This window comes from Nocardioides psychrotolerans (assembly GCF_900113685.1).
GTDB lineage: Bacteria > Actinomycetota > Actinomycetes > Propionibacteriales > Nocardioidaceae > Nocardioides > Nocardioides psychrotolerans.
This window is the reverse complement of sequence record NZ_FOQG01000023.1, coordinates 15515-28588: the sequence shown is the minus strand read 5'-3', so window position 1 is coordinate 28588 and position 13074 is coordinate 15515. Positions and strand designations below refer to the sequence as shown.

Genomic DNA, 13074 nt, shown 5'->3' with positions numbered 1-13074 from the left:
CGGAGGGTCATACGGCTGCCCTCGTCGGTGCGGTGAGTCCGAAGGCCCCTGCCGCTGGGACCGGGCGGTGCACCTGCACGCGGCCGACGGCCTCGCGCTCCCAGCTGTCGGTGAGGTCGAGCGTCGTCTCGGACGAGCCGAGCAGGAGCGAGCCCCCAGGGGCGACCCGCGCGTGCACCCGGCGCAGGATGTCCCGCTTGGTGTCGAGGTCGAAGTAGATGAGGACGTTGCGCAGGAAGACGATGTCGAACGTCGGCAGCGGCGGGAACGTCGTGGCCAGGTTGAGGTGCTGGGTGGTGACGATGCGCCGCAGGTCGGCGGAGACCTCCCACTCGCTGCCGACCCGGGTGAAGTAGCGCACCAGGTGGGTGGCCGGCAGGCCGCGGTTCATCTCCACCTGGCTGTAGCGCCCGGCCTTGACCCGTCCGAGCATCGCCGTGGACACGTCGGTGGCGAGGATCTCGGCGGTCCAGCCGAGGGGCAGGTGCTGGTCGAGCAGCATCGAGAGGCTGTAGGCCTCCTGACCGCTCGAGCAGGCCGCGGACCAGATGGAGATCTTGCGCGTGGCCTGCCGCGCGGCGATGGCCTGCGGCAGGAGCACGTCGGTGAAGGCCTGGTAGGGCGCGTTGTCGCGGAACCAGGATGTCTCGTTGATGGTCAGGGCGTCGATCGCCTTGCGGCGCTCGGCGGCATCGGTCATCAGGCGACTCACGTAGACGTCGACGTCGGAGTCCCCCGCCTCACGAGCGAGGGGGAGGAGTCGTGCCTCGACGAGGTACTCCTTGCCCTGCTCATAGAGCATGGAGGTCTCCCGACGGACGAGGTCGGCCACGTAGTGGAAGCTGGACTCTGCGATGCTCACGAGCCACCCATCGGGATCCGCTCGACCATCCTGAGACGTATCGGGGTGGGAGTTGGGTGTTGTCCTCAGTCGGAGCACCGGTGGGCCGATCTGCCCCTCGTGATCAGAGTTCTGGTAGTCGACGACTCATCCGTGCTGCGCCGCCTCATCACCTCGGTGCTGTCGCAGGACCCCGCCATCGAGGTCGTGGGAGCCGCGCGCGACGGGCTCGAGGCGATCGAGATGGTCGATGCCCTGTTGCCCGACGCGGTGACCCTGGACGTGGAGATGCCTCGCCTCGACGGGCTCGGTGCCCTGGCGGTCATCCATCCGCGCCACCCCCGGCTGCCGATCATCATGTTCTCCACACTCACCGAGCGCGGTGCCGCGAGCACGCTCGAGGCCCTCTCCAACGGCGCTTCCGACTATGTGACCAAGCCGAGCAACACCGGCTCCATGGCCGAGTCGATGACCGAGGTGCGCGAGCAGCTCGTGCCGCGCATCAAGGCGCTGGCCGGCGTGCGCCGGGTCGGCGCCGCGCGCCCCGTCGTACGACGTCAGCCGGTGCCGCGCCACGCGCCGTGCCGGCTGCTGGTGATCGCCAGCTCGACCGGTGGTCCCGACGCGCTGGCCCAGGTGCTGGGCGCCCTGCCGGGCGACTTTCCCGTGCCGGTGCTCGTGGCCCAGCACATGCCACCGGTCTTCACGACCATGTTCGCCGCCCGGCTCGACCGGGTCTCCGCCCTGTCCGTGCGCGAGGCCGTCGACGGCGACCTCGTCGTGGCCGGCCAGGTGCTCGTCGCTCCGGGGGACCGGCACCTGCGCATCTCGCGGGTCGCAGGCATGGTCCGGGCCCGGCTCGACGACGGGCCGAAGGAGAACTTCTGCCGGCCGGCGGCTGACCCGCTCTTCCGCTCCGCCGCCGAAACGTTCGGAGACGGGGTCGGCGCGCTGGTGCTGACCGGCATGGGTCACGACGGTCTCGCCGGCTGCCGTGAGATCGCGGAGCACCAGGGCCGGATCCTCGTCCAGGACGAGGCGAGCTCGGTCGTGTGGGGGATGCCGGGCGCCGTGGCCAACGCGGGCCTGGCCGACGAGGTTGTGCCGCTCGGCGAGATCGCCCAGCGGCTCACGTCCCTGATGGCCGGCATGCTCAGGCGCTGATGTCGAAGTAGACCGGCCGGCTCCGGTCGCGCGTCGACACCCGACCGACGTTCTCGGCGAGTGCCTGCTGGCGGCCCGTCGCGCCGAGGCGTTCGGTCAGGCTCACCAGCAGCTCCTGCTGGCGGGTCAGGAGCTCGGTCGCTCGCCCGCGCAGGTCCTCGGGGACCGGGCCGGCGAGGCTCGGGACCTCCCACCCGTCGGTGCGCAGCAGGCCGTCGGTGGCGAAGGCCCGCTCGGCGCGCATCACGTCGAGCTCGAGGCGGTCCAGCTCCAGCTGCCAGCTCTCGAAGTGCGTGTCGATCTGGCGCACGATTCCTCCGCGGTCGACGAACACGACGACCTCACCCCGCCAGGACGGACTGCTGGGCGGCCTGGCACCAGGTGGCGCACAGGTCCATGACCAGGTGCAGGCACCCCTCGGTGATCGCGGGATCCTTGCTGATGTTGGCGCGGATGAGCTGGGTGTGGACGAAGTCGTAGATCGAGGCCAGGCCCGGTCCGCCCTCGAAGTCGTCGACGCGCAGGCTGCTGCGCAGCTCGAAGACGATCTCCTGGGCGTGGATCAGCTGGCGGTTGGCTTCCTCGATCGAGCCCTCGCGCTGCGCCTCGAGCCCACGACGTACGTCGAGGACGAGGCGCTCGCAGAGCATCACGAGGAGTCGGGCAGGGCTGGCGGTCGCGACCGATGCATCCATGTATGCGGCGCGCGCTGTGGTGTTCATGGGGTTGCCTTCCTTAGCGTTCCCGTGCGGACAGGTGGAGCGGTGGTGCGGTGGTGCCGTCTGAGGTCAGCCGGAGCTGTTGGTGGGCAGCGAGGAGAGCTGCCCGGCCAGCCACGAGGACTGGCTCGACATCTGGTTGAGTGCCGTCTCCAGCGCGGTGAACTGGCGGGTGAGGGAGATGCGCCTCAGCTCGAGGCGCTGGTCCCAGTCCTCGATGCTGTCCTTCATCCGGGTGATCCCGGAGTTGCGGCCGGTGATGGCGGCGGTCAGCGTCCCGTCGATCGGGTCGCTGGCACCCTTGGTCACGGTGGCGACGCGCTCGGCGAAGCCACCACCGGCCGTGGTGAACTGCTCGGCGACCCCGGCGGGGTCGGCGGCGTAGGCGCCGGCGAAGGTGGCCGAGTCGAAGGTGAGCTTCCCGAAGCGGTCGACCTCGATGCCGAGGTCGGCCATCGAGGAACCATCGGTGGGGAACACGCTGTCGAGGACCGTGCTGCGCAGGGACCGCACGTTGGCGTCGCCCATGAGGGGGCCCTTGGCCTTGGTCGCGGAGCCCGAGGCGGACTGCGTGTCGATGTCGGTGAGCAGAGCGTTGACGGCGTCGACCAGGGCCTTGACCGAGTTGCTGACGCCGGCGGCGTCGCGCGTGACGCTGATCGTCGAGACCGTGCCGATGGTCGTGTCCGGAGCGACCGTCAGGGTCAGGCCGGGCACCACGTCGGTGAAGGTGTTGGTGGTCGAGCCGACCGAGATGCCGGCGCCGATGTCGATGGCGGCGTCCGTGCCGCTGCGCACCGTGGCGCCGCCAAGCAACGGGCTGAGGTCCTGGGCGGTGAGCGTGAAGTCCTGGGCTGCTCCCGTGGCCGACGACTCGACCAGCAGCCGGTACTGGCCGTCGGAGACGCGGACGGCTGCTGCGCGCAGGCCGGTCGCGTTGTCGGGATCGTTGATGGCGGCGACCAGGCCGGCGAGCGTGCCGTCCCCGGAGTCGATGTCGACGGGGGAGCCGTCGAAGCGGTCGAGCCGCACGATGTTCGAGGCGCCGGTGACCTGGTCGGTCAGCGCGGCCGAGGTCGCGAAGCCCAGCTGGTGGGTCTTGGCGACGGCGGTCACGGTCACGGTCAGGTTGGTGGGCGCGAGGTTGCTCCCGGTGGTCACCTTGACGTCGCTGTCCGACGAGGACGAGACGAGCGGTGCCCAGGCGGCGGGCTTCGCCAGCGCCTCTGCCCTGCTGGACAGGACGGCGACCTTGGTGTTGAGCGTCTGGAGCGTGGTGACGAGCGACTGCTCCGTCGCGACGCGAGTCTTGAGCCGACTCTGCGGGATCGCCTCCAGCTGCATGAGCTGGTCGATGATGCTGGCGGTGTCGAGGCCGCTGGAGAGGCCGCTGATGCTGGTGGTAGCCACGATGTCCTCCTGCCCTGCAGATGTGGCGTTCCGGGTGGGGGCGAGCTGGGGGGGTGCCCGCCCTCACCCGGACGATGGATGGTGCGGTGCTGCCGCAGAGGCCCCGGACCGATGGTCCGGGGCCGTGCGATCAGCCTCGCAGCAGGCTCAGGACGCTCTGCGGGGCAGAGTTGGCCTGGGCGAGCATCGCGGTGCCGGCCTGCGACAGGATCTGCGCCCGGGTGAACTGCATCATCTCCTGGGCCATGTCGGTGTCGCGGATCCGGCTCTCGGCGGCCGAGGTGTTCTCGATGGCCACGTTGAGGTTGTTGATGGTGTGCTCGAACCGGTTCTGCACCGAGCCCAGGTTGGCGCGAGCGGTGGAGACCGCCTTGATCTGCGTGTCGATGGCGTCGATCGCGTTGCGGGCGTTGGAGGCGGTGTTGAACGAGATGCCACCGGCGACGGCCGCGCCCGCAGCACCACCGGTGCCCGGGGCGGTCGTGGCCAGCGTGCCGCCGTTGGTGGCGTTGACGACGAGCTCGTTGTCCTGGTTGACCGTCGCCCGGAAGCTGGCGGCGAAGCCGGAGTCGCCGTTGAGCTTGTCCGCGACCTGGTGGACGGTGTCGAGGCTGCCGGCCGCGCCCATGGCGACCGTGGACGTCGCAGCGACGCCCGTGGTCGTGAACGTCCAGTTGCCCGTGACCGCGGTCGGCGTGACCACGGCGTACTCGTTGCCGCCACCCGTGGAGAGGGCGGTGGCGACCGCGGCGACGTCGGCGGTGTCGAAGTTGAACGAGATGGTGTTGTCGCCCGACGAGGAGCCGGCACCGACCTGGAACTCCAGGGTGTTGGCCGAGCCGTCGAGGAGCTTGGTGCCGTTGAAGTTGGTGGCACCCGAGATCCGCGTCAGCTCCGACTGGAGCTGCGTGGCCTCGCCGGCGATCGCGGTGCGGGCGTCGGCGTTGTTCGTGTCGTTACCGGCCTGGACGGCCAGGTCACGCATGCGCTGGAGGACCGAGTGGACCTCGGTCAGCGCGCCTTCCGCGGTCTGCACGACCGAGATGCCGTCCTGGGCGTTGCGGACGGCGACCTTGAGACCGCCGGCCTGCGAGCGCAGGCCCTCGGAGATGGCCAGGCCGGCAGCGTCGTCGGCGGCACGGTTGATGCGGAAGCCGCTGGACAGCTTCTCGAGTGACTTGGACATCTGCCCCTGGGTGACCGACAGGTTGCGGTACGAGTTGAAGGCGTCGATGTTCTGGTTGATGCGAAGGCTCATGATGTTCCCTCCTGGTATGAGTCCTACTGGAGTCCGTCCGTGGACTCCGTGGCATCCAGATCGACCCCCGCCCCCCGGGCCTGAGGAAAACCCCTACCGATTATTGGCCGGCCCGCAACGAGCACCGGCCCGCGCCTCGGAATCGAGGAGCGGGCCGGGTCGGTGAGTGAGCCGGTGGGCAGGAGGTGCGGTCAGCCGGTGGCGTCGAGGCGCTGCTTCAGGCCGCCGCGCTGGGGGCCGGCAGCGTGGCGCTCGACCACGGCGGCGAAGTAGCCGTCGCGACGACGGGCCGCGCATCCTTCGGGGCGCGGGTGGGGGGCCACCAGGGCCGGGTCGAGCGCGGTGTTGAGGGCGTCGCGGAGCAGGACCAGGGCCTCGGCCCGGATCTGCGAGACCCGCGACTCCGACACGTCGAGCTCGGCGGCGATCTCGGCCATGGGGCGCTCGGCGAGGAAGTACTCGGTCACCACGACCCGCAGCCGATCGGGCAGCTCGTCGATGGCCTCGACGAGGTACTGCAGGCGCTCGCGGTGCTCGAGCATGTCCTCGGGCCCGGCCGTCGGGCTGACCAGGGTGTCGACGAGGCCGGCCTCGGTCGTGCCCTGGAGCGAGAGCACGTTGGCCCGGGCGATGTCCTCGTCGTTGCCCTCCACCTCGGCGATCGGGATGCCGAGGGCCGAGGCGACCTCGGCGTTGGAGGCGCTGCGGCCGAGGGCGACGGCCAGCTGCGCGCGGGTGGAGTCCAGGTCCCGGCTGCGACGGCGCACGGCGCGCGACGCCCAGTCGATGCCCCGCAGCTCGTCGAGGATCGCGCCCCGGATGCGGGTGGCGGCGTAGCGGACGAAGGGGACACCACGGTCCGCCTCGAACGCTCGCGACGCCTTGACCAGGGCCATCATGCCGGCCGAGCTCAGGTCCTCGCGGTTCACGTGGGACGGCACGCGTGACATCGTCTCGCGGACGATGTGACCGACGAGGGCGATGTTCTCGACGGCAAGGGCGTCGGCTGCTTCGTAGCTGGCTGTTGTCTGGCTCACATGCTCATCCTGACCCTGCGTGGAGGATGAAGGAAGTGTGAAGACGGGCATGAAGGTCGTGACGACCGGGCCCACCCGGAGTGGCCCGATATGACTAGGAGCCACCCCAGAAACGGGCTCTTAGTAGTACATCGGCACTGGTTTCGTGCCCCCCACGCACTGGTGAGGCCGATCCGGGGAAGTCCTCAGACCTGGCGGGGAGGCAGCCGATAGGAGTGCTGTCGGACTCCGCTACAGGTGAGGAAGGAGGCGCGGTCGCGATGGAAAAGCTCTCCTTGATCCTCTGGCGTGAGCGTGAGCTGCTCGGACTGCTGCTCTACAAGCTGGAGGTGGAGCAGATGGTGCTGGCCAACGCCCGTTCGCACTGGCTGATGCGTGCCGCCCAGGAGGTGGAGTCGGTGCTGGAGCTGCTGCGCGAGACCGAGGTCCTGCGCGCGGTCGCCGCCGACGAGGCGGCTGCCGCCTCCGGGCTGTCCTCCCGCCCGTCGCTGCGCGCCCTCGCCGAGTCGGTCGACGAGCCCTGGCGCTCGATCCTCATCGACCACCGTGATGCTTTCGTGAAGATGACGGCCGAGGTGGAGGCGCTCGCCGACACCAATCGTGACCTCATCACCAGCGGCTATCGGGCCGCCCGTGAGGCGCTCCTGACCATCGGTGACGCCACCGACAGCTACAGCCCGGACGGGTCCGCAGTCGTCAGTGCGCCGGCCCGGCGGCTGGTCGATCGGAGGCTGTGACGTGGCCGGGACCCTGTCCTCGCTCAACACGGCGCTGACCGCGCTGCGCTTCAACCGCGTCGCCATGGACGTGGCGGCCAACAACATCGCCAACGCGACCACCGAGGGCTACGCCCGGCGGCGGGTCGGGGGCGAAGCCATCGGTGCCCCGGTCCAGCCGGCCATGTGGTCGCGCTACGACGGCGTCGGTGGTGGGGTCGCGACCGGCGCGACCGAGCGCATGGTCGACAGCTTCCTCGACGCCCGCGCGCGCCGGGAGCACGGCGCCCAGAGCTATCTCGACGTGCGCGCCGGTGTGCTTCAGCGGGTCGAGAGCGGCATCGGCGAGCCCGGGGATAACGGGGTGGCCGCCGCGATGGCGGACTTCCGCTCGAGCTGGCACGACCTGGCCAACAACCCCGGGGGTGACGCCGCCCGCGGCCAGCTGCTCGCCCGCGCCGAGACCCTCGCCGGGGCGCTGCGCAACCAGGCCACCAACATCGCCTCCGAGCAGTCCGACCAGCGCTTCCGCCTGCAGGCGATGGTGAGCGAGGTCAACACCGTCGCCTCCGACCTCGCCTCGACCAACGCCAACGTCGCGGTCGCCAAGCTCAACGGCACCGACGCCGGCACCCTGCTCGACCAGCGCGACCAGCTCGCGCTCCGGCTCTCCGAGCTCACCGGCTCCGTCGCCACCGTGCGCACCGACGGCGGGCTCGACGTCACGGTCGGCGGGGTCGCCCTGGTGACAGGCAAGGACGCGGGCGCCTTCGTCATCTCCGGTGGCGTGACCCCGAGCGGCGGCGACGACGGTCAGCCCGTCGGCTTCACCGTCGTCACGGGCGCCACGAGCGTCCCCGTGCCGACCGGGCTGCGGGGCGAGGTCGGCGCCGTCGCCGACCTGCTGACCACGACGCTCCCGGCGTACGCCGACGGGCTGAGCGCCGTCGCCCGCACCCTGGCCGACACGGTCAACGCCCAGCACGCGGCCGGCTACGACCTCGGCGGGACCGCCGGTCAGCCACTCTTCTCCTACAACGCGGCCGATGCGGCCGGCACGATCACGGTCGCGCTGACCGACCCGGCCTCGGTGGCCGCGTCGGGCATCACCGGCGGAGGGCTCGACGGGTCCAACGCCGACCTGCTCGGGGTGACCGGTCCCGCGGACGGCGACTACCAACGCCTCGTCAACGGCTTCGGCACCGAGGTGGCCTCGGTGCAGCGGCTCGCGGTCTCGCAGAGCCTCCTGACCAACCAGGTCGACGGCGCCCGCGAGCAGCTCTCGGGGGTCAACCTCGACGAGGAGACGGTCTCCATGCTCCAGGCCCAACGCGCCTACGAGGCGGCCTCACGCGTCATGAGCGTCATGGACTCCGTGCTCGACACCCTCATCAACAGGACAGGACTGCTGCGCTGATGACCACCATGCGCGTCACCCAGAACATGCTCAGCGACCGCTCGGTCGGCTCGCTGCAGCTCGGCCTCTCCCGGCTGGCCAAGGTGCAGGAGCAGATCTCCACCGGGAGGGTGCTCAACCGTCCCTCCGACTCGCCCACGCAGACCACCGCCGCCATGCGGATGCGCTCCTCGATCGCCGACCAGACGCAGTTCGTCCGCAACGCCGAGGACGGCGTCGGCTGGCTCGGCGTCGTCGACGCGACCCTGGGCGGCATGACCGACCAGGTACGTCGGGCGCGCGAGCTCGGCCTCCAGGGCGCGAGCTCCGGCACCACCTCGCAGGCCGCCCGCGAGGCCCTTGCCACGGAGGTCGAGCAGATCCGAGACGGTCTCGTCTCGGCCGGCAACACCACCTACCTCGGCCGCCCGATCTTCGGGGGCGTGACCTCCGGGTCGTCGGCCTTCGACGCCTCGGGTGCCTTCGTGGGGGTGCCGGGGGCGGTCAACCGCACCATCGCCGACGGCGTGAAGGTGCGGGTCGACGTGCTCGGCACCGACGTCGTGGGCCCCGACGGTGCGTCGCTCTTCGACGACCTCGACGCGCTGGTCCTCGCGCTGCGCACCGGTGACACGCCTGGGATCCGTTCGGGTCTGGGTGCCCTGGAGGGCCGGCTGGAGGACCTGGGCTCGGCCCGGGCCACCGCGGGTGCCCGCTACTCCCGGATCGAGCAGGCCGCCCAGCGCGGCCGCGACGCGGTCCTGGACCTCACGACCTCACTCTCCGAGGTGGAGAACACCGACCTGCCCCGGGCGATGGTCGACCTGAGGATGCAGGAGGTCGCCTACCAGGCGGCCCTCGCCGCGACGGCCCGCGTCATGCAGCCGAGCCTGTTGGACTTTCTGCGATGATCCGGAGTGCTGCCACCGCCCTCAGGAGACCCATGCCCGACATCCCCGTGATCGAGCTCGTCCAGCCGCTGCCGGGCTTCCCGGACCTGCGGCAGTTCGCGCTCGTGCAGCTCGACAGCGTCGGCGGGTCCGAGGCCGGGTCCGGCGCCGCGAGCGTGCTCTGTGCCCTGCGCTCCTTGGAGGACCCGGACCTGAGGTTCCTCGTGCTGCCGCCGTCGGCGTTCTTCCCTGACTACGCCCCCGTCGTCGACGACGCGACCGTCGCCGAGCTGGAGATCACCTCCGCCGACGACGTGCTCGTGCTGGTCGTGCTCAACGCCGGTGACTCGCTGGGAAGCACCACCGCCAACCTGGCCGCCCCCGTGCTGGTCAACACCGTCACCCGCAAGGCGCGCCAGGTCATCCTCGACGACCCGGCGCTCTCCGTCAGCACCCCGCTGCTCGGCTGATCCGGCCCGTCATCCGGCCCGTCATCCGGCCCGGGACGCGCCCGGTGACGCACGGCGGTGCGGGACGTGCCCGCCGTACGCCCGGCTGAGCGGTAGCGTGGGCGCCATGCTGGTACTGAGTCGCCGCGCCGGAGAGAGCGTCGTCGTCGGGGACAACGTGACCATCACGATCCTTGAGGTCCGAGGCGACGTCGTGCGCGTCGGGATCGACGCGCCCCGCTCGGTCGCGGTCCACCGCGCCGAGCTGCTCGAGGCCCTGGAGTCCAGCAACCGCGACGCCGCGTCGCCCAGCGAGCAGGCCGTCGCGTCGCTCGCCGAGGCGCTGCGCAACCGTCCGGAGTAGACCAGCCCGGCCCTCCGTCCGAGGGCCGCCCCGGATCGCTCAACTCCCCGCTGCCGGGGCCGATGGGACCTCCAACGCGCTCCGAGCGCAGGGGGAGGACCCATGAACGACGACGCCGAGATCATCCAGGAGTTCCTCGTGGAGAGCCACGAGAACCTGGACCACCTCGACCGTGACCTGGTGGAGCTCGAGCGCTCCCCGGGATCGCGTGAGCTCCTCTCCAGCGTCTTCCGCACCATCCACACGATCAAGGGGACCAGCGGCTTCCTGGCGTTCCACCGCCTCGAGAGCCTGACCCACGTCGGTGAGAACCTGCTGTCCCAGTTGCGCGACGGCAAGATGACGATGGACGTCGAGGTCACCCATGTCCTGCTGTCGATGGTCGACACGGTCCGGGCCCTCCTGGAGGGGGTCGAGCGCAACGGGCTCGACACCGACCCGACCGTGGACGTCGACGTGGTCGTCGCCGCCCTGCAGCGGGTCCTCGACGGCGAGGCCGCTCCGGCCCCCGTCGCCGAGCTGACCCCGGAGCCTGAGCCCGTCGTCGAGCTGACCCCGGAGCCTGAGCCCGAGGTGGTCGAGGACCGCCTGCCGCTGGTGGCTGCCGAGCCGGCCGCTGCCCCGGCCCCTGCCCCCGCCGTGGCGGAGGAGCCGGCGGACGGAACCGAGAAGCGGGGGGTCGTGGACTCCTCGGTACGGGTCGACATCGAGCTCCTCGACAGCCTCGTCCAGCTCGTGGGCGAGCTCGTCCTGACCCGCAACCAGATCCTCCAGCGTGCCGAGGCCTCCGACGACATCGAGCTCGTCCGCGCCGCGCAACGACTGAACCTCGTGGCCAGCGAGCTCCAGGAGGACGTCATGCGCACGCGCATGCAGCCCATGGCCCAGGTCTGGTCGAAGATGCCGCGCATCGTTCGGGACCTCGCCCACCAGCTCGGTCGCGAGGTCGAGCTCGAGATGGAGGGCCACGACACCGAGCTGGACCGCTCGCTGCTCGAGGCGCTCAAGGGCCCCCTCGCGCACCTGGTCCGCAACGCACTCGACCACGGCCTCGAGCCGCGCGACGTACGGGTGGCGGCCGGCAAGTCACCCGCGGGGCGCCTGCACCTGCGCGCCTACCACGAGAGCGGCCAGGTGGTCGTCGAGATCGACGACGACGGGGCCGGCATCGACCCGGTCAAGATCGGCGAGGCGGCGGTGTCGCGCGGCGTCATCACCCGGGAGGCGTTCGCCCGCATGGAGCCCCGCGAGGTGCTCGACCTGATCTTCCGCGCCGGCTTCTCCACCGCGGCCGCGGTCACCAACGTCTCCGGACGAGGTGTCGGCATGGACGTCGTACGCACCAATATCGAGCGCATCGGCGGCAGCGTCGACATCCTCAGCACCGTCGGAGCGGGCACCACCTGCCGCGTGCGGATCCCGCTCACGCTGGCCATCATCCCGGCCCTCGTCGTCGCCGAGGGCGGCGAGCGCTACGCCATCCCGCAGGCCAACCTCGTCGAGCTCGTGCGCCTCGAGGGCCAGGACCTGCGCGACAGCGTGGAGACGTTGGCCGGCGCCCCTGTCCTGCGTCTGCGCGGTCGGCTGCTGCCGCTGGTCTCGCTCGGTGAGACCCTCACCGGGCAGCGCCCGGAGACCGACGCCCTCACGGTCGTGGTCGTGCAGGCCGACGACATCCGCTTCGGGCTCTGTGTCGCCGAGGTGCACGACACCCAGGAGATCGTGGTCAAGCCCATCGGTCGCCAGCTCAAGGCGCTGCCCGTCTACGCCGGCGCGACGATCATGGGCGACGGCCAGGTGGCGCTGATCCTCGACGTGGGCGGCATCGCCCGCGTCCGGGCGCTGACGCCCACCGAGTTCACCGACACCTCGACCGTGAGCGCTGACGTCGGCAGCCAGGCGCTCCTGGTGCTGGAGGTCGCCAACGGCCGCCGGGCAGCCCTGCCGCTGACCGCGGTCTCGCGGTTGGAGGAGTTCGACTCCTCCCGCATCGAGCGCTCCGGCTCCAGCGAGGTCGTCCAGTACCGCGACGGGATCCTCCGGCTCCTCCGACTCGCTCCAGCCATCGGCCTTCAGGACACCCCCGGTGAGCGCGAGCAGATCTCCGTGGTCGTCCACGAGGAGAACGGTCGCCGGGTCGGGATCGTCATCGACCGGGTGCTCGACGTGGTCGACGAGGCCATCGTCACCACCGATGTGGGCCGGCGCGCCGGCGTGCTGGGCTCGGCAGTCGTGCAGGACCGAGTGACCGACCTGGTCGACCTGGACGCCGTCGTACGACCTCTGGAGCTGATCTCATGACTGCCACGAGCACGACCCGCGCGGTCATGGCGCCCGGCCAGCAGTGCTGCACGTTCTGGGTCGACGGACTGTTCCTGGGCGTGCCGGTCGAGCAGGTGCAGGAGGTGCTGCGCTACCAGCGGATGACCGCCGTGCCACGCGCGCCGCAGGCCGTGCACGGCCTCATCAACCTGCGAGGACAGATCGTCACCGCCCTGGACCTGCGCTGCCGTCTCGGGCTGCCGCCCCGTCCTGAGGGCGAGCTGCCCGCCAACGTCATCGTGCGCAGCCGTGGCGAGGTGGTTTCCCTCCTCGTCGACGACATCGGCGACGTGATCGACATCGCAGGGGCCGAGCTCCAGCCCACCCCGGCCAACTTGCCGGGCAGCATCCAGGACGTCGTGCGCGGCGTGATGCCGCTCGACGGATCGATCCTCCTCGTCGTCGATGCCGACCGCGCGGTCGACGTGAGCACCGCCCCCGAGACTCCCGCTCCTGCCCTCTCCCCAGCTATCGCTACCAACACCACACCCGGAGGAACACCGTGACC

Annotated in this window: 14 protein-coding genes; 8 read left to right on the top strand and 6 right to left on the bottom strand. The window is 71.0% G+C overall.

The window, feature by feature from the left end:
- Positions 1-7: 7 nt before the first annotated feature.
- Positions 8-862: a CheR family methyltransferase gene (locus BM204_RS19920; RefSeq protein WP_091117099.1), complete on the bottom strand. Its 855-nt coding sequence runs from the start codon at positions 860-862 to the stop codon at positions 8-10.
- A 45-nt stretch (positions 863-907) separates the two neighbouring features.
- Here BM204_RS19920 and BM204_RS19915 point away from each other — a divergent pair, with 45 nt between their 5' ends.
- Positions 908-2005 carry a protein-glutamate methylesterase/protein-glutamine glutaminase gene (locus BM204_RS19915; RefSeq protein WP_439895899.1) on the top strand — a complete coding sequence of 366 codons (1098 nt, stop codon included), beginning with the start codon at positions 908-910 and terminating at the stop codon, positions 2003-2005.
- On the opposite strand, the gene BM204_RS19910 is transcribed toward BM204_RS19915, so the two are convergent.
- From BM204_RS19910 to BM204_RS19890, 5 genes are all read right to left on the bottom strand, one after another.
- Positions 1995-2315, bottom strand: coding sequence for a hypothetical protein (locus BM204_RS19910; RefSeq protein ID WP_143099849.1), 321 nt, complete (start codon positions 2313-2315; stop codon positions 1995-1997). The two genes, BM204_RS19915 and BM204_RS19910, sit on opposite strands and share 11 nt — an antisense overlap.
- A 31-nt stretch (positions 2316-2346) precedes the next feature.
- Entirely contained in the window at positions 2347-2727 is a 381-nt protein-coding gene (locus tag BM204_RS19905; protein ID WP_091117093.1) for a flagellar export chaperone FliS, read from the bottom strand.
- Between the two features lie 66 nt (positions 2728-2793).
- Positions 2794-4134 carry a flagellar filament capping protein FliD gene (gene fliD, locus BM204_RS19900; RefSeq protein WP_091117091.1) on the bottom strand — a complete coding sequence of 447 codons (1341 nt, stop codon included), beginning with the start codon at positions 4132-4134 and terminating at the stop codon, positions 2794-2796.
- A gap of 130 nt (positions 4135-4264) precedes the next feature.
- Entirely contained in the window at positions 4265-5392 is a 1128-nt protein-coding gene (locus tag BM204_RS19895) for a flagellin N-terminal helical domain-containing protein (protein WP_091117088.1), read from the bottom strand.
- A 191-nt stretch (positions 5393-5583) separates the two neighbouring features.
- A complete protein-coding gene (locus BM204_RS19890; protein WP_246166573.1) occupies positions 5584-6429 on the bottom strand; it encodes a sigma-70 family RNA polymerase sigma factor in 846 nt (281 codons plus the stop codon).
- A gap of 260 nt (positions 6430-6689) precedes the next feature.
- On the opposite strand from BM204_RS19890, the gene flgN reads away from it, so the two are divergent.
- From flgN to BM204_RS19855, 7 genes are all read left to right on the top strand, one after another.
- The gene (gene flgN / locus BM204_RS19885) at positions 6690-7166 is read left to right on the top strand and encodes a flagellar export chaperone FlgN (protein WP_091117087.1); all 477 of its coding nucleotides are present in this window, start codon (positions 6690-6692) and stop codon (positions 7164-7166) included.
- 1 nt (position 7167) lies between these two features.
- Positions 7168-8562 carry a flagellar hook-associated protein FlgK gene (gene flgK / locus BM204_RS19880; RefSeq protein ID WP_170259296.1) on the top strand — a complete coding sequence of 465 codons (1395 nt, stop codon included), beginning with the start codon at positions 7168-7170 and terminating at the stop codon, positions 8560-8562.
- On the top strand, positions 8562-9452 hold the full coding sequence (locus tag BM204_RS19875) for a flagellin N-terminal helical domain-containing protein (RefSeq protein WP_091117082.1): 891 nt from the start codon (positions 8562-8564) through the stop codon (positions 9450-9452). The genes flgK and BM204_RS19875 overlap by 1 nt, the downstream gene beginning before the upstream one ends.
- 32 nt (positions 9453-9484) lie before the next feature.
- Positions 9485-9901, top strand: coding sequence for a flagellar assembly protein FliW (gene fliW, locus BM204_RS19870; RefSeq protein WP_091117080.1), 417 nt, complete (start codon positions 9485-9487; stop codon positions 9899-9901).
- 106 nt (positions 9902-10007) lie between these two features.
- A complete protein-coding gene (gene csrA / locus BM204_RS19865; RefSeq protein ID WP_091117148.1) occupies positions 10008-10244 on the top strand; it encodes a carbon storage regulator CsrA in 237 nt (78 codons plus the stop codon).
- A 102-nt stretch (positions 10245-10346) separates the two neighbouring features.
- The gene (locus BM204_RS19860; protein WP_091117078.1) at positions 10347-12545 is read left to right on the top strand and encodes a chemotaxis protein CheA; all 2199 of its coding nucleotides are present in this window, start codon (positions 10347-10349) and stop codon (positions 12543-12545) included.
- Entirely contained in the window at positions 12542-13072 is a 531-nt protein-coding gene (locus BM204_RS19855) for a chemotaxis protein CheW (protein WP_246166575.1), read from the top strand. The genes BM204_RS19860 and BM204_RS19855 overlap by 4 nt, the downstream gene beginning before the upstream one ends.
- Positions 13073-13074: the final 2 nt, after the last annotated feature.

Bases quoted from the DNA above. Each gene is read 5' to 3' on its own strand.
- BM204_RS19905 (WP_091117093.1), bottom strand. From the start codon at position 2,727: ATGAACACCACAGCGCGCGCCGCATACATGGATGCATCGGTCGCGACC.
- BM204_RS19895 (WP_091117088.1), bottom strand. From the start codon at position 5,392: ATGAGCCTTCGCATCAACCAGAACATCGACGCCTTCAACTCGTACCGC.
- flgN (WP_091117087.1), top strand. From the start codon at position 6,690: ATGGAAAAGCTCTCCTTGATCCTCTGGCGTGAGCGTGAGCTGCTCGGA.
- BM204_RS19875 (WP_091117082.1), top strand. From the start codon at position 8,562: ATGACCACCATGCGCGTCACCCAGAACATGCTCAGCGACCGCTCGGTC.
- fliW (WP_091117080.1), top strand. From the start codon at position 9,485: ATGCCCGACATCCCCGTGATCGAGCTCGTCCAGCCGCTGCCGGGCTTC.
- csrA (WP_091117148.1), top strand. From the start codon at position 10,008: ATGCTGGTACTGAGTCGCCGCGCCGGAGAGAGCGTCGTCGTCGGGGAC.
- BM204_RS19860 (WP_091117078.1), top strand. From the start codon at position 10,347: ATGAACGACGACGCCGAGATCATCCAGGAGTTCCTCGTGGAGAGCCAC.
- BM204_RS19855 (WP_246166575.1), top strand. From the start codon at position 12,542: ATGACTGCCACGAGCACGACCCGCGCGGTCATGGCGCCCGGCCAGCAG.